We start from the raw sequence: 19,101 nt of genomic DNA, 5'->3' as shown, positions 1-19,101 counted from the left end.
CTCAGGTCACTTTCTCGATGAACTTGCTGACCCGGTTCGCGGCGAGCACGACCAGCACGATGACGATGCCGGGCAGGATCGCGAGCCACCAGGCGCTCGACAGGTAGGTGCGTCCCTCGGAGACGAGCAGGCCCCATTCGGGTTCGGGCGGCTGCACGCCGAATCCGAGGAAGCTCAGGGCGGAGATCGCGAGCAGCGCCTCGCCGAACTGCAGGGCCAGGAGGGCGATCAGCGGCCCGATCGAGTGCGGGAAGACATGGCGGGGGAGGATGCTCCACCACCGCAGGCCCGAGAGCCGCGCCGCCGTGACGAAGTCGGACTCGCGCACGCGCAGCACCTCGGCGCGCAGGATGCGCGTGAACGCGGCGACCGAGCCGATGCCCACGGCGATCGCGATGTTGATCGTGCCGTAGCCGAGCGTCGTCACGATCATGAGCGAGACGAGCAGGCCGGGCACGGCGAGGAAGATGTCCACGAACCGTCCGACGACCTCGTCGACCCAGCCGCCCAGGTAGCCCGCGAGGATGCCGAGCACGGCGCTCACGGACAGCCCGAGCACGACGGCGAGCAACGACGCGATGAGGGTGTTGCCGGTGCCGTAGACGACCCGTGCGTACTGGTCGCGGCCCAGGTTGTCGGTGCCGAGCGGATGCTGCCAGGTCGGCGCCGCGAGCTTGTTCGCGAGGTCGGTCGCATACGGGTCGAGGCTCGTGAACAGCGTCGGGAGGAACGCGGCCGTCACGACGGCGACGACGAGCAGGGCGGAGAGGATGAAGCTCGGCTGCGTCAGCTGCACGACGCGAGCCGACCGGCGCGGCCGGGCCCTGGCGGGCGTCGTGCCGACCACGGCGATGCCGCCGGGCACCTCCGCGAGCGCGGTCTCGGCGTGCTCGTCGTGCTCGGCGACGGCGCGGTCTTCGAACTGCAGGGTCATGCGATCCCCAATCGGATGCGCGGATCGATCCGCGGGTAGAAGAGGTCGACGGCGAGGTTGGCGAGCGCGAACAGCAGCGCGGAGATGATCACGACGCCCTGCACGACGGGCACGTCCTGGCTGACCACCCCGGCCTGCAGCACGCGCCCGAGTCCCTGCCGGGAGAACACGGTCTCGGTGATCACGGCGCCCGCGAGGATGCCGCCCACGGACATGCCGATGATCGTGGCCGCGGGGATGACCGCGTTGCGCAGGCCGTGGGCGTACACGATCCGGCCGCGACCGACGCCCCGGGCCGTGAGGAAGGTGGCCTGCGGGCCGTGCGTGTACTCGTAGAGGCTCTTCGCCGTCACCTGGGCGATCGCGGCGCTGGCCGGGATGCCGGATGTCAGGGCGGGCAGGATCAGCGCGCGGAAGCCGTCGTTGCCGACCGCCGGCAGCAGGTGCAGGTTGAACGCGAAGACCTGGATCAGGATGAGTCCGGTCAGGAACACCGGGAAGGACAGGAATACCGAGGGCAGCGAGAACAGGATGTTGCGCAGCCAGGTCGCCCGTGCGGTGTTGGCCAGGAGCGCGATGCCGAGTCCGAGCACGACGCTGAAGGCGAGCGCGAGTCCGCCGAGGGCCAGCGTGTGGGGGAGCGCGCCGCCGACGACGACCGCGACGGGCACGCCGAGGGTGATCGACGTTCCGAGATCGCCCGTGACGGTCTGCCACAGCAGCCCGAAGTACTGCTCGTACGCCGGTCGGTCGAGTCCGTAGCGCGCCTCGAGCGATGCGAGCAGCGTCTGGTCGACGTCGGCGCCCGCGCCGCTGATTATCATCGACGCGCTGTTTCCGGGCAGGTAGAACAGCAGCAGCCACGTGATCGTGTACGCCGCCCACACGACGAACACTGCGTAGAGCACCCGTCGGATGACGTATCGCACCGTGACCTCCGTCCCCGGCCCGCGGGATGCGGAGCCGACTGAGGACAGCAGAGCACGAGCGCGAACGGGTTCGCAGGGGGCGTCGTCACAGCCGGAAACCGCGCGACTCGCGTCGCAACCGCGGGACTCCGGTCGCAATGCGGAGGCCGCCGACTCGGACGCATTGCGTCTCGGAGCCGGCGCTCCCGTTACGCCGGAGTGCGCACCGCGGAGAACACCGAGCGCCGGCGGAGCGCGAAGCCGAGCCGCTCGTAGGCGGCGATGGCGCCGTGGTTCGACGCCTCGGCGTGCATCAGGGCGCGGTCGCCGCGCTGCTGGATGTGGAAGGCGACGTCGAGCACGAGCCGGGAGGCGAGGCCCTGGCGTCGGTACGCCTCATCGGTGGACACCGCGCTGATCTCGGTCCAGCCCTCCGGATGCAGCCGCTCGCCGGCCATGGCCACGAGCCGTCCGTCGCGCCGGATGCCGACGTAGCGTCCGAGCTCGTGGGTGCGCGGCAGGAACGGGCCCGGCTGGTTGCGGCTCACGATCGCGAGCATCTCGGACACGTCGTCGGCGCCGAGCAGGATCGCCTCCTCGTCGGGGCGGGTGCTGAGGGCGTCGGTCTGCACCAGCTGGACCCCTGCGCCATGGCCGACGGTCTCCCACCCCGGCGGAAGCTCGCCCTCGAAGCCCGAGAGCCCGATGACGGCGTCACGGCCGACGAGGTCGACCAGGGCGTCCCACACCCCGGGGTCGTCCCAGGTGCGCACGGCGACGAACGGTGCGACGTCCTCGGGGTATCGGCGCACGAGGTCGTTGCCGATCGCGAACGAGGCGTGCGGGCCGGCGAGTGAGAACCAGGGCGCGTTGTCGAGCACGGTCGCGTCGGCGTGCGGTGCGGGGGCGGTCGTGGTCAGGGCAGGGTCGGACATGGGCCCACTGTGCGGCGGCGGGCGGGTCGCTCGCAAGGACGCTCGTCACCCCACGCAACACGTGTCGCCGTGTGACGGATCGGGGCGCCCACGTCACGCCTCGCACAGCTCGAAGACGTACGCGGAGTCGCCCGGCACCGTGAGGTCCCGGTCCCGGAGCACGATCGAGGTGGGCGCGTCGGGCTCGGCGCAGCGTTCGGCGAAGGGGCGGGGGAGCGCGTCGGTGTACTCGATCGCGACGACGTGCTCGCCGTACACGTCGGTGTAGGCCTCGCACTCGTCGTACGCGAGGCACTCCTCGACCACGGCGAAGTCGAAGCCCGCGTCGGCGTGCAGCCGCTCGGTCTCCTCCGCGGCGTTCTTCTGCCCTGCGGCGAGGCCGTGGTCGTGGGCGATGCCGACGAGCATCGCGGCGAGCGCGAGGTTGTCCTCGAAGGTCATCGCGCCGCCCGATCGCGTGTACGAGTCGAGGTTGTCGAACTCGACGGCGTCGAAGCCCGCGGTCGCGCAGCCTTCGATCCACGGCCCCGCGACGTCGGCGATGCCGGCACGCTGCTCGGCGGTGGATGTGTCGAGCAACGCCTCGTCGGGCCAGTCGGGGTCGACCACGTCGGCGCCGTCGTGCGCGAGCACGAGGTCGTCGGGCCACGCATCGCGCTCGCCGGGTTGCGTCTGGAACCCGTTCACGTAGCAGATGGAGTATCGGCCGTCGGCGGGGGCGCTCGTGCGATCACGGGCGACGATCCCGACCGCCGGATCGGGTTCGTACGCCCCGCCGAGCTGGTAGTCGGGTGCTGCTCCGGCCGGAGGCAGGACGACGGCGCCGGGCGCGGGGGTACCGGGTACCGGAGCCTCAGGCGCGGGGGCGCCATCCGCCGCGCATCCGGCCGTGAACGCGACGGCCGCGATGAGCGCGCACGCGGTGAGCATCCGCCGCCTGCCGATTCGGATGTCGCGGGCGGGCGTCGAGGAACGGCGGGGTCCACGATCGACGGGGGAGCTCATCGTCTCCCATGCTGTCACGCGCCGAGCGCCGGGGCGGCGACCGGACGGGGCGGGCGCGGCGCGGCATCCGTTCGACGTCGTGCCCGTCGACGGCGCCGGGGTGCGTTGAAGAGCAGCACGCCGGCCACGATCACGGTCATCGCGGCGACGACGCCGATCGTCAGGGGTTCGCCGAGCAGCGGAACCGCGAGCAGTGCGGCGGCGACCGGACTCAGGGCGCCGGCCGTCGCGGCGATGCCGCTGCCGAGTACGCGCACCGCGTGCGCGTACGCGATCGTCGAGACGACGCCGGTGCCGAGCCCCTGCAGCACCGCGAAGAGCACGACGTCTCCGGGTCGGGCCGTTCCGGACAGCAGGTGCGACGGCATCGCCCCGGAGAGGCCGAGCGCGAGGGCCGCGAGGGCCGCGGGGGCGCAGACGACCAGCACGGTCGAGGTGAGGCTCAGCGAGCTGCGCTTCAACCCCGTCGTGTAGACCGCCCAGACGAATCCCGCGGTGAGCAGCACCCCGATCCCGACCGGCGGCACCGTCGCGCTCGTCATGACCGCCGCGACGGCGACCCCGACGACGATCAGGGCGACGGATGCCAGCTGCCGCCCGGGGATCCGGGCGCGACCGCCCGCGACGGCCAGCGCCGTCACGAAGAGCGGCACCGTGCCCGGGATGATGAGCCCCACGAGCGCGGCCGGAGCGAGCTGGGCCCCGAGCGCGGAGACGAGGAAGTGCGGCAGCCCGCCGGCGAGGAGCAGGAGCACGGTCGCGGGCCGCTCCGCCTGGACTTCGCGGACGGCCCGAGGCAGCCAGGGCGCGAGCACCGCCACCGGGATCGCGAACCGCACCATGCTCAGGTCGACCGTCGTCAGCGTCGACCCCTCGACGCCGCGCAGCGTGAGCGCGAACGATGCCCAGAGCAGCACCACGACCGCCATGGCCACGATGCCGACGAGGAGACGTCGTCGCGCTGAGTTCTCGAGCATGCCGCAACGATAGGAAATCCGTCGGCGCAGCCGATTGCCGATCGTGCCACGATCTGCAGCTGATTTGGCAGAATATGCCAATGCGAACCCTCGATGCCATCGATCGCCACATCCTGCTCGAACTCCAGCACGATGGGCGCCTCACCAACCAGGAGCTCGCCGACCGAGTGGGGCTGTCGCCGTCGCCGTGCCTGCGCCGCGTGCGGGCGCTGCAGGACGACGGGGTCATCACGGGATACACGGCGGAGATCGCCGCCGGCACGGTCGGGCTCGCGATCACCGCGTTCGTGCGGCTCCGGCTCTCGTCGCACGCGACCGACGTGGTCGATCAGGTCGAGGAGCGGCTCCGGGACATCCCCGAGGTGGTCGAGGCGTACCTCCTCGCGGGCGACGACGACTACCTCGCGAAGGTGGCCGTCGCCTCGTTCAGCGAGTACGAGGAGCTCATGCGAACGCAGCTCCGCGCCATCCCGTCGATCGCGGGCATCACGACCACGTTCGCCTTCGGCGTCACGAAGCCGCGCTCGCCGCTGCCGCTCGGCTGAACCGCAGGAGTTCGACCACCGGCATCCGTCGCCCATGGTCGCGCTGAGGACGACCCGACACAGTGGAGGACCCAGGATTCGCACCTGGCGAGGCGCCTCAGGTGCGCATCCCCAGTGCAGGCCAAACTCGCGGCGAGCCGTCATCGTGGCAAGAGGACGCCCACGGCGAGGGATCAGGCCGACCGGGTCGCTTCAGACGTGCAGCGTCGTCGTGCGCTGCGAACGCCGCCGCTGCGCGTCGAGCTGCTCGTCGAACTCCGCCCGCCAGTCGGCGCTCAGCTCGATGCCCTGTCGTCGCGCCTCCTCGGTCGAGAGCTCGACCGGGAACCCGAACGTGTCGGAGAGCAGGAACAGCTCGCGGCCCGTGACCCCCGTCGCGCGGTACGCGTTGAGCTGCTTCAGCCCCTTCCGAAGGGTGCGACGGAACGCCTGCTCCTCCTTCGCCAGCACGCGCAGCACGTACTCGGAGTGGTCGGCGACCTCGGGGTAGTGCGCCTCGTAGATGCGCGAGATCGTCGGAACGACCTCGGCGAAGAAGTTCTCCTCCAGCCCGAGGTCGAACGCGAACCGGATGGCGCGGCGGATGAGGCGCCGCATCACGTAGCCCTGCGCCTTGTTGCTCGGTTGCACGCCGTCGACGGCGAGGAACACGGCCCCCCTGAGGTGGTCGGCCACGACGCGCATCGCTCGCGTCTCGTCGTCGTACGACCGGCCCGACAGCTCCTGCAGACGCTCGACGATCGGCCACAGCAGGGTGATGCGGAAGACGTCGGGGCTGTCCATGGCCGCGGCCGCGATGCGGGCCAGGCCGCCGCCGTAGTCGACGTTGCGGCGCGGCAGCTCCTCGAATCCGGTCTCGGTCTTCCGGTACTCCATGAACACCGAGTTGCCGAGTTCGATGAACCGGCCGCAGTCGCAGTTCTGGTGGCAGTTGGCGCCGTAGGCGGGGTCGTGCTCGACGTCGGGGAAGAGGTAGAAGATCTCGCTGTCGGGTCCGCCGGGCTCGCCGATCGGCATGTCGGCCGCCGATCCGCCGCGGCACCACCAGTTCTTCTTGCCGTAGAACGCGATGCGCGCACCGTCGGTGCCGACGGCGGCCGCGTGCTCCTCGGTTCCCGCGTCGAACGTGCCCGTCGAGACGCCGGCCGCGGTGAACAGCCGCGTCCAGATGCCGGCGGCCTCCTCGTCCTTCGGGATGCCGTGGGCCGGGTCGCCGCTGAAGCACGACACGTAGATGCGATCGGGGTCGAGCCCGACCTTCTCCGTCAGGAAGGTCCAGATCTGGGGGATCTGCTCCTCCTTGAAGTACTCGCCGAGGCTCCAGTTGCCGAGCATCTCGAAGAAGGTCGTGTGCCGGTTGTCGCCGACCTCCTCGATGTCCTGCACGCGCAGGCACGTCTGGCTGTCGGCGAGTCGACCGCCGGCCGGATGCGCTGCCCCGAGCAGGTACGGCAGAAGGGGTTGCATCCCGCTTCCGGTGAACAGGGTCGTGGGATCGTCGTGCGGGATCAACGGGGAGCGGGGGATGATCACGTGGCCGCGCTCGGCCATGAACTCGAGGAACGCCTGTCGGATCTCGTCTGCGGTCACGCGCCCATTCGACCGCAATCGCGCATCCGTTCGGGCGCGGCGCGCCGCGAGCGCGATCCTGCGAGCATGCTGGGGGACCGCCCCGACCCCTACCGGCGCGAGAGATCCGGATATATCGTCGAGTATCGTTCACGCTCCGAGGAAGAGGTCGTCATGACTGGTTCGTTCTCATCCGGATTCGGCCCGACCGGGGGTTTCGGCGTCGGCGCCGAGAACATCTGGCAGGCGATGGAGCAGCTGCGCTCCACCTTCGAGAAGCGCGCAGGCAGCAGTCGCGCAGGTCGCGGCGACGTGCGCGCGGCCGTGCTCGCGCTGCTCGCCGAGCAGTCGATGCACGGCTACCAGATCATCCACGAGATCGAGGAGCGCAGCGGCGGCACCTGGAAGCCCAGCGCGGGCTCCGTCTACCCGACGCTGCAGCTGCTCGCCGACGAAGGGCTCATCAGCGCCCAGGAGTCCAACGGTCGCAAAACCTACTCGCTGACCGACGAGGGGCGCGCGGCGGTCGCCGACGCGGCCGGGTCCGAACCGTGGAACCCGCAGGCCTCCGACGCGGGCGGCGCCGCGGCCCTGCCCAAGGCCGGCTTCGAGCTCGCGCAGGCTGCGGCCCAGGTCGGCCGCACCGGCACGCCCGAGCAGGTGCAGCAGGCCGTGGCCGCGCTCGACGAGGCGCGTCGCCGCCTCTACTCGATCCTCGCCCAGGACTGACGAGGGTGGCATCCGTTCGTCGGGATCGAGGCGAGTCGATGCCCGGCGCAGGCGACACCCGCGCGCGGTACCGCCGTATCCTGCGGTTCGCGGGCTGGAACCTCGCCGTGACGTGGTGGTACGAACTGCTGCTCCCGCGCATCGGGCTCGCGAGGCTCGCCGAGCGCACCAGGTCGAAGCGGATGCGACGCTTCGCACGACGCTTCCACGCCCTCGCGGTCGACCTCGGCGGCCTCATGATCAAGGTCGGCCAGTTCATGTCCTCGCGGCTCGACGTGCTGCCGCCCGAGATCACGGCCGAGCTGGCCGGGCTGCAGGACGAGGTGCCGCCCGTGCCCTTCGACGCGATCCGGGCGCTCGCCGAGGCCGAACTCGGCATGCCGCTCGAACGGGCGTTCGCGTCGGTCGACGAGGTGCCGATCGCGGCGGCCTCCCTCGGGCAGGCGCATCGAGCCCTGCTGGGTCCGGTGGATGCGGCCGAGACCGGGCTGAGCGGCGTGGTCGTCAAGGTGCAGCGACCCGGCATCGACGCGATCGTCGACGTCGACCTGGCGGCGCTCCGCAAGGTGGCCGGCTGGCTCAGCCACGTGCGGCTGGTCTCCGACCGCGTGAACACGCACGCCCTCGTCGAGGAGTTCGCCCAGACGAGCCTCGAGGAGATCGACTACGTGCACGAGGCCGTCAACGCCGAGCGCTTCGCCGCCGACTTCGCCGACGACGACCGGGTCGGCGTGCCGACCGTGGTCTGGGAGCGATCGACCAGACGCGTGCTCACGCTCGAAGACGTCACGGCCGTCAAGATCACGGATGCCGCGGCGCTCGCCGCAGCCGGCATCGATCCGGCCGAGGTCGCGCCGGTCTTCGCGGCCGTGATGTTCGACCAGCTGTTCACGAACGGCTTCTTCCACGCCGATCCGCACCCGGGCAACATCTTCGTGACGCCGCTCGAGCGGGTCGCCGGCTCTGATGCCTCGGCGCCCCGCCCGTGGAAGCTCACCTTCATCGATTTCGGCATGATGGGCGAGGTTCCGGCCGGCACCCGCAGCGGCCTCCGCAAACTGCTGATCGCGGCCGCCTCGCGCGACGGCAAGGGCCTCATCGACGCGGTGCGCGACGTGGGAGTGCTCCTGCCCTCCGCCGACACCGGAGAGCTCGAGCGCGCGATGACCCAGCTCTTCGCCCGGTTCGGGGGCATGGGGTTCGCCGAGCTGCGCGAGGTCGATCCGCGGGAGTTCCGCGAGTTCGCGGAGCAGTTCGGCGAGGTCGTGCGTTCGCTGCCGTTCCAGCTGCCCGAGCACTTCCTGCTCATCATCCGGGCGATGTCGTTGACCTCGGGGGTGTGCAGCGCGCTGAATCCCGAGTTCAACCTGTGGGACTCCATCGAGCCGTACGCGACGAAGCTGATCCGCGACGAGCGCGGCAACGTGGTGCAGGATGTCGCGCAGCAGGCGTTCGAGGTCGTCGGCCTCGCCTGGCGTCTGCCGAAGCGGCTCGACGCCGTGATCACGCGCATCGAGCAGGGAGACGTCGTCGTCGCGACCCCGGCCCTCGAACGGCGGATCGCCCGGCTCGAGCGTGCGAACCGGAGGACCGTCTCGGCGATCCTGTTCAGCGGGCTCCTCGTCGCGGGCGCGGTGCTCCGCGTCAGTCGGCGGAATCCGCCTGCGACCGCGCGTCGGCGAGCGAACGTTCGAGCAGGCCGCGGAGCGCTGCGCGGTCGACGTTCGTCAGCCGGGTGAGGGAGAGGCAGACCTTGCTCGCCCGGTGCGGGCCGAGGGCGGCCACGAGGTCGGGCCAGCGGTCGGCGAAGTCCTCCGCGAGGTAGATCGTGTGCTTGGTCGGTCCCGGCGCGAACGCGAGCATCGGCGAGCGCCCGCCGTGTCCGCTCTCGTAGCGGTACTCGAACTCGCCGAACCCGATAATCCGCCCGGCCCAGACGACCGGCTCCTCGCCGCTGATCTCGCAGAGCATGGCGTTCAGCTCGTCGGCCTCGGCGCGGCGCGCGCCCGTCGCCCGGTCGAGCACGACCTCGACCGGCAGGTCGGACGGGGACATCGCGGGCTGCTTCTCGGCCATGGGGCCTCCTCGTCGGGACTCGGCTCCAGCGTACTGCGGGGGTCGCGAGCCGGATCGGGCGGTCGGTCGCGACGGGCGGCCGGCCGCCGCGGCATCGGTGCACCCGGCGAGCCCATTGCGCCGAGCCGAGTTCACGGGCGATGCTGGACTCGCGGTGCTCCGGGCGCGTCGCAGGGGGAGTGGCATGCGGGCTCGCCGAGTCGTCGCCGTGGTCGCGGCATCCGTCATCGCCGTGGTCGGCGCGCTCGTCGCCGTCGAGCTCATCCGGGTTGCCGGTGACGCCGCCGAGCAGCCGGGCCTCGCCGACTTCTACGAACAGCCCGACGGCGCGGCCGACGGCGAGCCGGGCACCCTCGTGCGCAGCGAGCCGCTCGAGGGCGTGCCCGCGGCCTCCGAGGCCTGGCGCATCATGTACCGCTCGACCGACCTGAACGTCGACCCGATCGTCGTGACGGGCATCGTCGTGACCCCGCTCGGCCCCGCGCCCGAGAACGGGCGCACGGTGCTCGCGTGGGGGCATCCGACGACGGGAACGGATGCCTCGTGCGCGCCGTCGCGCGGCTTCGACCCGTTCATCGGCATCGAGGGGCTCCGGCTCATGCTCGATCGGGGGTACACGGTCGTGGCGACCGACTACGCCGGCATGGGCACCGAGGGCCCCGATTCGTACCTGGTCGCGCAGACCGCCGCTCGGAGCGTGCTCGACGCCGTGCGCGCGGCGCAGCACCTCGAGGCAGCCGAGGCGAGCGACCGGGTCGTGCTGTGGGGTCATTCGCAGGGCGGGCAGGCGGTGCTCTTCGCCGCCGAGCAGGCGCCGGACTACGCGCCAGAGCTCACGGTCGCCGGAGTCGCGGCCGCAGCACCCGCCGCGGACCTCACGGCGCTCATGGGCTCGCACCTCGACGACATCTCGGGCGTGACGATCGGCTCCTACGCGTTCCCGGCGTTCGCCTCGGTGTACGGGCCGAGCACGCCGGGCGCCGAGCTCGACGAGATCCTGACGCCGGCCGCGGTCGCCGCATCGCCCGAGATGAACGAGCTCTGCCTGCTGACGAACCTCGACCGGCTGCACGAGATCGGGCAACCGCTCATCGGCGACTTCTTCGCACACGACCCGACGAAGACCGAGCCGTGGGCGACCCTGCTCGCCGACAACTCGGCCGGACAGCGCGCCGTCGAGGCGCCCGTGTACATCGCGCAGGGCGCCGACGACGCGCTCGTGCTGCCGGCAGACACCGCGGAATTCGTCGAACACGTGCGTGCACTGGGCGACGACGTCACCTACGAGGTCGTGCCGCTCGCGACCCACAGCACCATCGCCTACCTCGCGCTGCCGACGCTCGAGGGCTGGCTCGACTCGCTCGACTGACCGACGGCGCCGGCCCCCTCCACAGGGGCCTCACGCCCGCCCGCGACATCCGGCACACTGTGTGCATGTCAGCGTTGACCACCATCGGCCTTCCCGTGGCCCTGGGCATCATCATGTTCGGTCTCGGGCTCAGTCTGACCCTCGGCGATTTCGCCAGGGTCCTGAAGCAGCCGAAGGCGGTGATCATCGCCCTGCTCTGCCAGTTGATCGTGCTGCCGGCGATCTGCTTCGGTCTCGTGCTGGCCTTCCAGCTGCCGCCCGTGCTGGCCGTCGGCATGATGATGCTCGCGGCCTCGCCCGGCGGCACGACCGCGAACCTCTACAGCCACCTCTTCCGCGGCGACGTGGCCCTGAACATCTCGCTGACGGCGGTCAACTCGGTGCTGGCGGTCTTCACCCTGCCGATCATCACGAACCTCGCGATCCTCTTCTTCAACCCGTTCGACGACCAGCTCGGCCTGCAATGGTCGAAGACCCTCGAGGTGTTCGCCATCGTGCTGCTGCCGGTCGCCCTCGGCATGCTCGTGCGACGCTTCGCGCCGACGTTCGCCGACCGCATGGACAAGCCCGTGCGCATCGCCTCGGTCGTGATCCTCGTGGTCGTCATCGCCGGAGCCGTGGCGTCGAACTGGGCGCTGCTCCTCGCGAACTTCGCCCAGCTCGCGCTCATCACCGTGGTGTTCTGCCTGATCAGCCTCTCGATCGGCTACCTCGTTCCGCGCTGGCTGCGGGTCGGCAAGCGGCAGGCCATCGCCGCGTCGTTCGAGATCGGCATCCACAACGCGACCCTCGCGATCGTGATCGCGCAGACCGTGCTGCTCTCGACCGAGCTGAGCCTGCCGGCCGCGGTCTACGGCGTGCTCATGTTCTTCATCGCGTTCGGCTTCGGGTTCCTCATCCGCGATCGGGCGGACGCCGCGGCCGCCGTCGGCGACGACGCGGCCGAGCAGCCGGCGACCGTCTGAGCGGGCGGGCGGGCGGTCGGGCGGGTGCGGCCGGTCCCGTAGCATCGCACGGGTGAACGGACGAGCCCAGCACGACCCCGCACGAACACCCGTGCTCCGACTCGACGAGGTCACGTTCGTGCGCGACGGCCGCACGATCCTCGACCGCGTGAGCCTCGTCGTCGAGGCCGGGCAGCACTGGGCGCTGCTCGGCCCGAACGGCGCGGGCAAGAGCACGATCCTCGGGTTCTGCGGCGCGGTCACCCATCCGTCGTCGGGCACCGTCGACGTGCTCGGCGGCCGACTCGGGCACGTCGAGCTGCAGGCGCTGCGCCGTGAGATCGGACACGTGAACCCGCGGCATCCGGTTCGGTCGCCGTTGTCGGTGCGCGAGGTCGTGCTCACCGGATTGACCGGCACGATCGAGACCGCGATGCGCTGGCAGGCGACGCCCGAGCAGGCGACCCGCGCCGACGCGCTCATCGAGATGCTCGGCCTCGGAGGCAAGGGCGACAGCCGCTGGCCGACGCTCTCGCAGGGCGAGCGCGGACGCACGCTGATCGCGAGGGCGCTCGTGGCCGAACCCAGGCTGCTGCTGCTCGACGAGCCCTCGACCGGGCTCGACGTGGCCGCGCGCGAACAGCTGCTCGAGACCATCGACCTGCTCGAGCAGACCCATCCCGAGATCGCCTCGATCCTCGTCACCCACCACCTCGAGGAACTGCCGAGCACGACGACGCATGCGCTGCTCGTCGCGCAGGGTCGGGTGGTCGTGGCCGGCCCGGCACGCGACGTCATCACGAGCGCCCACGTCTCCTCGGCGTTCGATCATCCGATCGACGTGGAGTACCGCGACGGGCGCTGGGGTGCGCGCGCCCGGCGAGCACGGGCCGCGACCGCGCCGGCGATCGCCTAGCGCGCGCCGCGACGGCACCGCGCCCGCATGCCGACGAAACGCCCGGGCGCGCCTCTTCCTCGGCGGGCGGTGCGGCGATAGGTTGAGCGCCAGACGGCACGCCCGCTGCGTGCTCCGATCGAGAGGGCCCCGAATATGGGAATGTTCGCCACCGTGTGGGACTGGATCTGGTTCAGCTTCCTGATCTTCGCCTACGTCGCCTACCTCTTCGCGCTGATCTACATCGCGATCGACATCTTCCGCTCCCACGACATCAACGGGTGGATGAAGGCGCTGTGGATCGTGCTGCTCGTCTTCCTGCCGTTCATCACCGGACTCGTCTACCTGATCGTGCGCGGCCAGGGCATGGGGGAGCGATCGGCGGGCAGCAGGCCGGACATCGTCGAGTACTCCGACGAGGAGGTGCGAAAGGTCTCGTTCGCGAACCCGGCCGACGAGATCGCGAAGGCCTCGGCGCTGCGCGACCAGGGCGTGATCAGCGACGGCGAGTTCGACGCGATCAAGGCCAAGGCCCTCGGCAGCAAGTTCTGAATCGCGGGCGGATGTCGCGGCTCGCGAACTGCCGACCGGCACCCCGTGCCGGGCGGCCGGTCGCGGAGTAACCTCGGCACATGAACCCGTCCACCGGCGTCGGCCGCGCCCCCACCGTGGGGCGCGGGCCGGCGCCGTTCGACGTCCGGGGGTTCGCCCGCACCGCGCAGGGGAGCCTGCGCGACGAGTTCGACCTCGAGGCGATCGCCCGCGCCGGGCTCGCACCCGAGTGCCGGCGCACGCTCGCCGCCCTCGCCGAGCTCGAGGGCGCGACGATGGCGTACCTGCGCAACGTGCTCGTGACCGCCACGCACAAGGACGCCCGGGTGACGGCGTTCCTCGTCTCGTGGGCGTACGAGAAGTACTGGATCGCGGACGCACTGCGGCGCATCGCGGGCGAGGCCGAAGATCCCGAGGATCGCGCCGCGGGCATCGCGACGTCGGGGCGGGGCCCGGTCCGCCGCGCGCTGGCCGGCTTCGTGCAGGGATTCGACGTGATCGGCGCGCACCTCGCGCTCGGCTACGTCGACGACCTCGTGCTCGACCTCGCATATGCACGGCTCGCGGCGGCGGCGATCCCGATCGCGACCGATCCGGGAGCAGCCGGGCCGGCGCTCGGTGACTTGATCGCCCGCATCCGCGCGATCAAGTCCAGGCACACCGCGTTCTTCGAGGGCGAGACCTGCCGCAGGCTCGGCGCGTCGCCGCGAGCGGCGCGTCTCGCGCGGCGCGAGATCCGGCGCTCGCCCTGGCCGCTCGGCGGTGCCGCCGTCGGAGCGGCCGAACGTGCGGCGTTCGTGCGGTTCGCGACCTCCGACGGAGCGGCGGTCGCGGCGCTCGCCCGAGGCATCCGCTCGCTCCCGGGCCTCGACGACCGCACCGCGACCGCCGTCGTGCGACGGCTGGGCGCCTGAGGGCAGGGGAACGAGCCATGGCCTTCGACATCGACCGGTACACCGAGACCTCCGTCAGCGTGAACTGGAGCGACCTCGACCTCGAGGTGTTCCGGCGCGACCCGTTGCCCGAATCGTCGCTCCGCACACTGCGGTACATGGCCGACGTCGAGTACCACACGGTCTGCTACACGCGCGACCTGCTCACGACGCCGTCGCATCGCGAGGCCGACGTGAGCGCGTTCATGACGATGTGGAACCGCGAGGAGTTCTGGCACGGCGAGGCGCTCGCGGCGGTGCTCGCCGTGCACGACATCACGGTCGACTACGACGCCCTGAAGGCCAACCGCATGAAGCTCGGCTGGAAGGACCGGCTCGACCCGATCAAGCAGTCGGTGCTCGGCGGACTCGTCGGACAGGACTTCGTCGCCGTGCACATGTCGTGGGGTGCCGCGAACGAGTGGTCGGCGATCACCGCGTACCAGCGCATGGCCGAGCTCGAGGAGCATCCCGTGCTCGCCGAGCTCCTGCGGCGCATCGCCAAGCAGGAGGCCAGGCACGTCGCGTTCTACACCTCGCAGGCCCGCGAGCGGCTCGCGGCGAACACGAAGGCGCAGAAGGTGACGCGGTTCGCGCTCAGCCGGTTCTGGGCGCCCGTCGGGTCGAGCATCTCGACCGAGGACGACGTGCGGCACGTCATGACGCACCTCATGAGCGGGCCAGAGGGGCGACGGTCGGCCCGGAAGGTCGACGACAGCATCAGCGGCATGCCCGGCCTCGCCGGCCTCACGATCGTGCAGGACGCACTCGACCGGCTGGGCGTCAGCTGACGAGCGCCGCGATGATCGTGCCGATCGCGGTGAGCGCGATGATGGCGACCAGGCCGTAGCGGCGGAGCTGCACCGACAGCAGCGCGACCGACACGGGCCGCCGTCGCCGGCGGCGTCGCGGGGGAGTCGGCTCGGACATCAGACCCGCGGCGAGTCGTCGTGGAGCACGTGGAACCGGCGATCGCGGTACACGAGCGACGGGGCGCGGTCGCCGAGGTGCACGTCGAGCACTTCGGCGACGACGAGCGACGAGCCGCCGACCGGCAGTGTGTGGGCGATGCGCGCGCGCAGGGCCACCGGGGCGGACGCGAGCCACGGCTCGCCCGTGGGCAGCCAGGCCCAACCCTGCTCCGCCGTGAAGCGCGGGGCGCCCGAGCGCGCGAACGCCCGCGCGACCTCGACCTGGTCGGCCGCGAGCAGGTGCACGACGACGGACTCGGCGGCGAGCAGGCCGCCGGCCGAGCCGGTGGCGCGCGTGACGGAGAACGAGAGCGCGGCGGGCTCCGCCGAGACCGACGCGACGCTCGAGGCGGTGAGGCCGACGGGACCGATGGGAGTCATCGCCGTGATGAGCGCCACACCGGCGGGGTGGTCGCGGAACGCGGCCTTGAACGCCTCGGCGTTCGCCTCGAGGAGGGTCGGCGGCGCGGCATCCGTCGGCAGGGAGTCTGCGAGGGGATTCGGATCGGGCACGGCCATGACCTCAAGCCTACGTTCGCGAAGCTGCGCGTCGGCACCAAGCGCGAACGACGGATGCCCCGCCGAACCGAGGTTCGACGGGGCATCCGGGGATCATGCGCTACGCGACGGTCTCGGCGTCGCGCTTCGGCAGCTTCCAGCCGGGCCGCACGTAGTGGCACGTGTAGCCGTTGGGGTACTTCTCGAGGTAGTCCTGGTGCTCGGGCTCGGCCTCCCAGAACGGGGCCGCCTCCTCGATCGTCGTGACGACCTTCGCGGGCCAGAGGCCCGAGGCGTCGACGTCGGCGATCGTGTCGAGCGCGACCTCCTGCTGCTCGAGGCTCTGCGGGAAGATCGCCGACCGGTAGCTCGTGCCGATGTCGTTGCCCTGACGGTTCAGGGTCGACGGGTCGTGCACCTGGAAGAAGAACTCCAGCAGCTCGCGGTAGCTCGTCACGGTCGGGTCGTAGACGATCTCGATCGCCTCGGCGTGACCCGGGTGGTTGCGGTACGTGGGCTCGGCGTTCGCGCCGCCGGTGTACCCGACGCGCGTGGACTCGACGCCCGGGCGCTTGCGGATCAGGTCCTGCATGCCCCAGAAACAGCCGCCGGCGAGGACCGCGGTCTCGGTGTTCGTCATGATGCGTTCTCCTTCTCGGATGCCGCGGCCGCGTCATCCGTCGTCGTGAACAGGCTGAGGAAGTCCCCGTAGCCCTGCTCCTCGAGCTCGGCGACGGGCACGAAGCGCAGTGCCGCCGAGTTCATGCAGTACCTCAGTCCGCCCTCTGCGGCGGGGCCGTCGTCGAACACGTGGCCGAGGTGGCTGTCGGCACCCGACGAGCGTACCTCCACACGCTTCATCCAGAGGGTGCGGTCGACATGCTCGGTCACGGCGGTGGCGTCGAGCGGCTTCGTGAAGCTCGGCCAGCCCGACCGGCTGTCGTACTTGTCGGTCGAGGAGAAGAGCGGCTGCCCCGACACGACGTCGACGTAGATGCCCTCGTCGTGGTTGTCCCAGTACTCGTTGCGGAACGCCGGCTCGGTGCCGTCGTCCTGCGTGACGCTGCGCTGGAGGGGCGTGAGGCGGGCGAGCGCCTCGGGAGTGCTGCGGTAGTCGTTCGACATTCGTTCCTCCTTCATGGGGAACCGCTGGCTGCGGCACCCGCTGGGTCGCTGGTCGCCTGGCGAAGCGCGACATCAGAGAAAACCATCGAGCGGGGCGTGCTGTTCCGGATGTCGCGCCTGCACGCTGTGACTTCGCTGTGAGCCGCCGCGGACTCGACGTCGGCGGGCCGTGACACGTCGCCGACGGTGCGCCAGACTTTCCCCAGCGCCGCGGGCCGGATGCCGCATCCGGGCGCGGCTGCGGAGGGAGGGCCAGTGGAACTGCTCGTCGTCGCCGTGCTCGGACTGCTCGGCATCGCCGCCGCCACCGCGTTCGGGCCGCGGCTGGGCGTCGCGTCGCCGCTGCTGCTCGTGATCGTCGGCATCTTCGCGAGCCTGCTGCCGTTCGTGCCCGAGGTCGAGATCGACCCGGAGTTCATCCTCGCGGGCGTGCTGCCGCCGCTGCTCTACTCGGCGTCGGTGTCGATGCCCGCGATGGAGTTCCGCCGCGAGTTCAGCGCGATCGGCGGGTTGTCGGTCGGGCTCGTCGTCGTCAGCTCGGTCGTGCTCGGCATCGTGTTCGCGCTGCTCATCCCGGGGCTCGGGCTCGCGGCGGGCATCGCGCTCGGCGCGATCGTCAGCCCGACCGACGCCGTCGCGACCTCCATCGTGAAGCGCATCGGCGTGAGCCCCCGCATCGTGACGGTGCTCGAGGGGGAGAGCCTGCTGAACGACGCGACGGCGCTCGTGCTCCTGCGGTCGGCGATCGTCGCGACCGCGGCATCCGTCACCTTCTGGGAGGTGCTGGGCGACTTCGTGTTCGCCGTGGTCGTCGCGCTCGTGATCGGCTATCTCGTGGGCAAGGCGAACCTCTGGGTTCGCGAGCGCACGACCGACCCCACGGTGAACACCGTCATCTCGTTCACCGTGCCGTTCATCGCCGCGGTGCCCTCCGAGGCGCTCGGCGCGTCGGGACTCGTCGCCGCCGTCGTGGCCGGCCTGGTCACCGGGCGCGGGGCGCTGAAACGGCTCTCGCCGCAGCATCGGGCCTCGGACACCCAGGCGTGGCGCACCGTCGAACTCGTGCTCGAGGGAGCCGTCTTCCTGCTCATGGGACTCGAGATGTCGGCCATCGTCGCCGATGTGCAGGGCGGTCGTGCCGGCATCGTCACGGGGCTCGTCATCGCCGGCATCGCGCTGGCCGCCGTGATCCTCGTGCGTGCCGCCTACGTCTTCCCGACGCTCGGCCTGCAGCGACGGCGGGCGCGCCGCGGAGCCGAGATGCGCGGGCATCTCGCGAACATGCAGGACCGGCTCGACCTGGCCGACTCGGATCGAGCGGTCCGGCTCGACCACACGGGAGGCTCGCGCGCCGGGGAGCCCGGACCCGAACGCCAGGTCTCGAAGGCGCGTCTCGCGGTGTTCCGCACCAGGATCCGGCGCAAGGTCGCCGACATCGACTACTTCACCGCCGAACCGCTCGGCTGGCGCGAGGGCACGGTCATCATCTGGGCGGGCATGCGCGGCGCCGTGACGCTCGCGGCCGCGCAGACCCTGCCGTCCGACACCCCCGAACGCTCGCTGCTCGTGTTCGTCGCGTTCGTCGTGGCGGCCGCGTCGCTCATCCTGCAGGGCGGCACGCTGCCGATGCTCGTGCGCTGGGTGCGACCGGCCCGCCTCGACCAGGCGGCGGTCGACGCGGACCGCGACGAACTCGACGACCTGCTGCGCGACATCGCGCGTCGGGTCACCGCCGAGGCGACCGCCGCCGCGAACGCCGCGGGCGACGATCCCGCCGACGCGGTGCGCGCGCGGACCTCTGGCGGACTGGCGTTGCGCATGCGCGTGATCACCGAGCAGCGGGAGGCGCTCTCGGCGCTGCGCGACGAAGGCGGATTCAGCTCGACGGCGCTCACCGAGGCGCTCGCGGCCCTCGATGCCGTGCAGATCAGCCTGGAATTGCGTCGCCGATCAGGTGATGTTTCCAAAACGTGATCAATGAGAATCCGTCAATACCTCGGATGACTTTCACAGGAAGAAGTGAGGGGTTGTACAGAACCTCTCGGCAGACTGGCGACTTCGCCCGGCCGCCCCCGCGTCCGTGGAACGCCAAGCAAGGTTCGAAGCGCCCACCGGTGCGACGTGCCGCCCAGGTGAA

Annotated in this window: 20 protein-coding genes; 10 read left to right on the top strand and 10 right to left on the bottom strand. The window is 71.2% G+C overall.

Going from position 1 to position 19,101, the window contains the following annotated elements; genetic code table 11:
• Position 1 precedes the first annotated feature (1 nt).
• The 5 genes from GQR16_RS07020 to GQR16_RS07000 form a co-directional block, all read right to left on the bottom strand.
• A complete protein-coding gene (locus tag GQR16_RS07020; RefSeq protein ID WP_157414440.1) occupies positions 2-934 on the bottom strand; it encodes an ABC transporter permease in 933 nt (310 codons plus the stop codon).
• Positions 931-1,863 (bottom strand): ABC transporter permease, encoded by a 933-nt coding sequence (locus GQR16_RS07015; RefSeq protein ID WP_157414439.1) that lies wholly within the window; start codon positions 1,861-1,863, stop codon positions 931-933. Before GQR16_RS07015 ends, GQR16_RS07020 begins: the two co-directional genes overlap by 4 nt.
• Before the next feature lie 188 nt (positions 1,864-2,051).
• Complete coding sequence (locus tag GQR16_RS07010) at positions 2,052-2,777, bottom strand: GNAT family N-acetyltransferase (RefSeq protein WP_157414438.1); 726 nt, start codon at positions 2,775-2,777, stop codon at positions 2,052-2,054.
• 93 nt (positions 2,778-2,870) lie between these two features.
• Positions 2,871-3,707 carry an endo alpha-1,4 polygalactosaminidase gene (locus GQR16_RS07005; protein ID WP_157414498.1) on the bottom strand — a complete coding sequence of 279 codons (837 nt, stop codon included), beginning with the start codon at positions 3,705-3,707 and terminating at the stop codon, positions 2,871-2,873.
• Positions 3,708-3,796: 89 nt separating this feature from the next.
• The gene (locus tag GQR16_RS07000; RefSeq protein ID WP_157414437.1) at positions 3,797-4,759 is read right to left on the bottom strand and encodes a DMT family transporter; all 963 of its coding nucleotides are present in this window, start codon (positions 4,757-4,759) and stop codon (positions 3,797-3,799) included.
• Positions 4,760-4,839: 80 nt separating this feature from the next.
• Between GQR16_RS07000 and GQR16_RS06995 the strand changes: the two genes are divergently transcribed.
• A complete protein-coding gene (locus tag GQR16_RS06995; protein WP_157414436.1) occupies positions 4,840-5,304 on the top strand; it encodes an Lrp/AsnC family transcriptional regulator in 465 nt (154 codons plus the stop codon).
• 192 nt (positions 5,305-5,496) lie between these two features.
• Here GQR16_RS06995 and GQR16_RS06990 read toward each other — a convergent pair whose 3' ends face one another.
• Positions 5,497-6,894, bottom strand: a complete 1,398-nt coding sequence (locus GQR16_RS06990; protein ID WP_157414435.1) for an alanine--tRNA ligase-related protein — start codon at positions 6,892-6,894, stop codon at positions 5,497-5,499.
• A gap of 153 nt (positions 6,895-7,047) precedes the next feature.
• Between GQR16_RS06990 and GQR16_RS06985 the strand changes: the two genes are divergently transcribed.
• The gene (locus GQR16_RS06985; RefSeq protein WP_157414434.1) at positions 7,048-7,602 is read left to right on the top strand and encodes a PadR family transcriptional regulator; all 555 of its coding nucleotides are present in this window, start codon (positions 7,048-7,050) and stop codon (positions 7,600-7,602) included.
• Between the two features lie 38 nt (positions 7,603-7,640).
• Entirely contained in the window at positions 7,641-9,341 is a 1,701-nt protein-coding gene (locus GQR16_RS06980) for an ABC1 kinase family protein (RefSeq protein WP_157414433.1), read from the top strand.
• Here GQR16_RS06980 and GQR16_RS06975 read toward each other — a convergent pair.
• A complete protein-coding gene (locus GQR16_RS06975) occupies positions 9,247-9,678 on the bottom strand; it encodes a DUF1801 domain-containing protein (protein WP_157414432.1) in 432 nt (143 codons plus the stop codon). The two genes, GQR16_RS06980 and GQR16_RS06975, sit on opposite strands and share 95 nt — an antisense overlap.
• Positions 9,679-9,862: 184 nt before the next feature.
• Between GQR16_RS06975 and GQR16_RS06970 the strand changes: the two genes are divergently transcribed.
• The 6 genes from GQR16_RS06970 (at position 9,863) to GQR16_RS06945 (ending at position 15,161) form a co-directional block, all read left to right on the top strand.
• Positions 9,863-11,047 carry an alpha/beta fold hydrolase gene (locus GQR16_RS06970; protein WP_157414431.1) on the top strand — a complete coding sequence of 395 codons (1,185 nt, stop codon included), beginning with the start codon at positions 9,863-9,865 and terminating at the stop codon, positions 11,045-11,047.
• A 65-nt stretch (positions 11,048-11,112) separates the two neighbouring features.
• Positions 11,113-12,012 carry a bile acid:sodium symporter family protein gene (locus GQR16_RS06965; protein WP_157414430.1) on the top strand — a complete coding sequence of 300 codons (900 nt, stop codon included), beginning with the start codon at positions 11,113-11,115 and terminating at the stop codon, positions 12,010-12,012.
• A gap of 52 nt (positions 12,013-12,064) precedes the next feature.
• Positions 12,065-12,907 (top strand): ABC transporter ATP-binding protein, encoded by an 843-nt coding sequence (locus GQR16_RS06960; RefSeq protein WP_157414429.1) that lies wholly within the window; start codon positions 12,065-12,067, stop codon positions 12,905-12,907.
• 141 nt (positions 12,908-13,048) lie between these two features.
• A complete protein-coding gene (locus GQR16_RS06955) occupies positions 13,049-13,438 on the top strand; it encodes an SHOCT domain-containing protein (protein WP_157414428.1) in 390 nt (129 codons plus the stop codon).
• An 80-nt stretch (positions 13,439-13,518) separates the two neighbouring features.
• Positions 13,519-14,352, top strand: a complete 834-nt coding sequence (locus tag GQR16_RS06950; protein ID WP_157414427.1) for a hypothetical protein — start codon at positions 13,519-13,521, stop codon at positions 14,350-14,352.
• A 17-nt stretch (positions 14,353-14,369) separates the two neighbouring features.
• Positions 14,370-15,161, top strand: coding sequence for a ferritin family protein (locus GQR16_RS06945; protein ID WP_157414426.1), 792 nt, complete (start codon positions 14,370-14,372; stop codon positions 15,159-15,161).
• Between the two features lie 138 nt (positions 15,162-15,299).
• Here GQR16_RS06945 and GQR16_RS06940 read toward each other — a convergent pair whose 3' ends face one another.
• From GQR16_RS06940 to msrB, 3 genes are all read right to left on the bottom strand, one after another.
• Positions 15,300-15,860, bottom strand: coding sequence for a flavin reductase family protein (locus GQR16_RS06940; RefSeq protein ID WP_157414425.1), 561 nt, complete (start codon positions 15,858-15,860; stop codon positions 15,300-15,302).
• 100 nt (positions 15,861-15,960) lie between these two features.
• A complete protein-coding gene (gene msrA / locus GQR16_RS06935) occupies positions 15,961-16,479 on the bottom strand; it encodes a peptide-methionine (S)-S-oxide reductase MsrA (RefSeq protein WP_157414424.1) in 519 nt (172 codons plus the stop codon).
• Positions 16,476-16,964: a peptide-methionine (R)-S-oxide reductase MsrB gene (msrB, locus tag GQR16_RS06930; RefSeq protein WP_157414423.1), complete on the bottom strand. Its 489-nt coding sequence runs from the start codon at positions 16,962-16,964 to the stop codon at positions 16,476-16,478. Before msrB ends, msrA begins: the two co-directional genes overlap by 4 nt.
• A gap of 255 nt (positions 16,965-17,219) precedes the next feature.
• On the opposite strand from msrB, the gene GQR16_RS06925 reads away from it, so the two are divergent.
• Entirely contained in the window at positions 17,220-18,938 is a 1,719-nt protein-coding gene (locus tag GQR16_RS06925) for a cation:proton antiporter (RefSeq protein ID WP_157414422.1), read from the top strand.
• Positions 18,939-19,101 lie beyond the last annotated feature (163 nt).

This window comes from Agromyces allii (assembly GCF_009749385.1).
Taxonomy (GTDB): Bacteria; Actinomycetota; Actinomycetes; order Actinomycetales; family Microbacteriaceae; genus Agromyces; species Agromyces allii.
The sequence above is the reverse complement of the archived record's forward strand: the minus strand, read 5'-3'. Positions and strand labels throughout refer to the sequence as shown.

Excerpts from the sequence above, each read along its gene's own strand:
- GQR16_RS07020 (WP_157414440.1), bottom strand. The coding sequence starts at position 934 with ATGACCCTGCAGTTCGAAGACCGCGCCGTCGCCGAGCACGACGAGCAC.
- GQR16_RS07010 (WP_157414438.1), bottom strand. The coding sequence starts at position 2,777 with ATGTCCGACCCTGCCCTGACCACGACCGCCCCCGCACCGCACGCCGAC.
- GQR16_RS07005 (WP_157414498.1), bottom strand. The coding sequence starts at position 3,707 with ATGCTCACCGCGTGCGCGCTCATCGCGGCCGTCGCGTTCACGGCCGGA.
- GQR16_RS07000 (WP_157414437.1), bottom strand. The coding sequence starts at position 4,759 with ATGCTCGAGAACTCAGCGCGACGACGTCTCCTCGTCGGCATCGTGGCC.
- GQR16_RS06995 (WP_157414436.1), top strand. The coding sequence starts at position 4,840 with ATGCGAACCCTCGATGCCATCGATCGCCACATCCTGCTCGAACTCCAG.
- GQR16_RS06985 (WP_157414434.1), top strand. The coding sequence starts at position 7,048 with ATGACTGGTTCGTTCTCATCCGGATTCGGCCCGACCGGGGGTTTCGGC.
- GQR16_RS06980 (WP_157414433.1), top strand. The coding sequence starts at position 7,641 with ATGCCCGGCGCAGGCGACACCCGCGCGCGGTACCGCCGTATCCTGCGG.
- GQR16_RS06975 (WP_157414432.1), bottom strand. The coding sequence starts at position 9,678 with ATGGCCGAGAAGCAGCCCGCGATGTCCCCGTCCGACCTGCCGGTCGAG.
- GQR16_RS06970 (WP_157414431.1), top strand. The coding sequence starts at position 9,863 with ATGCGGGCTCGCCGAGTCGTCGCCGTGGTCGCGGCATCCGTCATCGCC.
- GQR16_RS06965 (WP_157414430.1), top strand. The coding sequence starts at position 11,113 with ATGTCAGCGTTGACCACCATCGGCCTTCCCGTGGCCCTGGGCATCATC.
- GQR16_RS06955 (WP_157414428.1), top strand. The coding sequence starts at position 13,049 with ATGTTCGCCACCGTGTGGGACTGGATCTGGTTCAGCTTCCTGATCTTC.
- GQR16_RS06950 (WP_157414427.1), top strand. The coding sequence starts at position 13,519 with ATGAACCCGTCCACCGGCGTCGGCCGCGCCCCCACCGTGGGGCGCGGG.
- GQR16_RS06945 (WP_157414426.1), top strand. The coding sequence starts at position 14,370 with ATGGCCTTCGACATCGACCGGTACACCGAGACCTCCGTCAGCGTGAAC.
- GQR16_RS06940 (WP_157414425.1), bottom strand. The coding sequence starts at position 15,860 with ATGGCCGTGCCCGATCCGAATCCCCTCGCAGACTCCCTGCCGACGGAT.
- msrA (WP_157414424.1), bottom strand. The coding sequence starts at position 16,479 with ATGACGAACACCGAGACCGCGGTCCTCGCCGGCGGCTGTTTCTGGGGC.
- msrB (WP_157414423.1), bottom strand. The coding sequence starts at position 16,964 with ATGTCGAACGACTACCGCAGCACTCCCGAGGCGCTCGCCCGCCTCACG.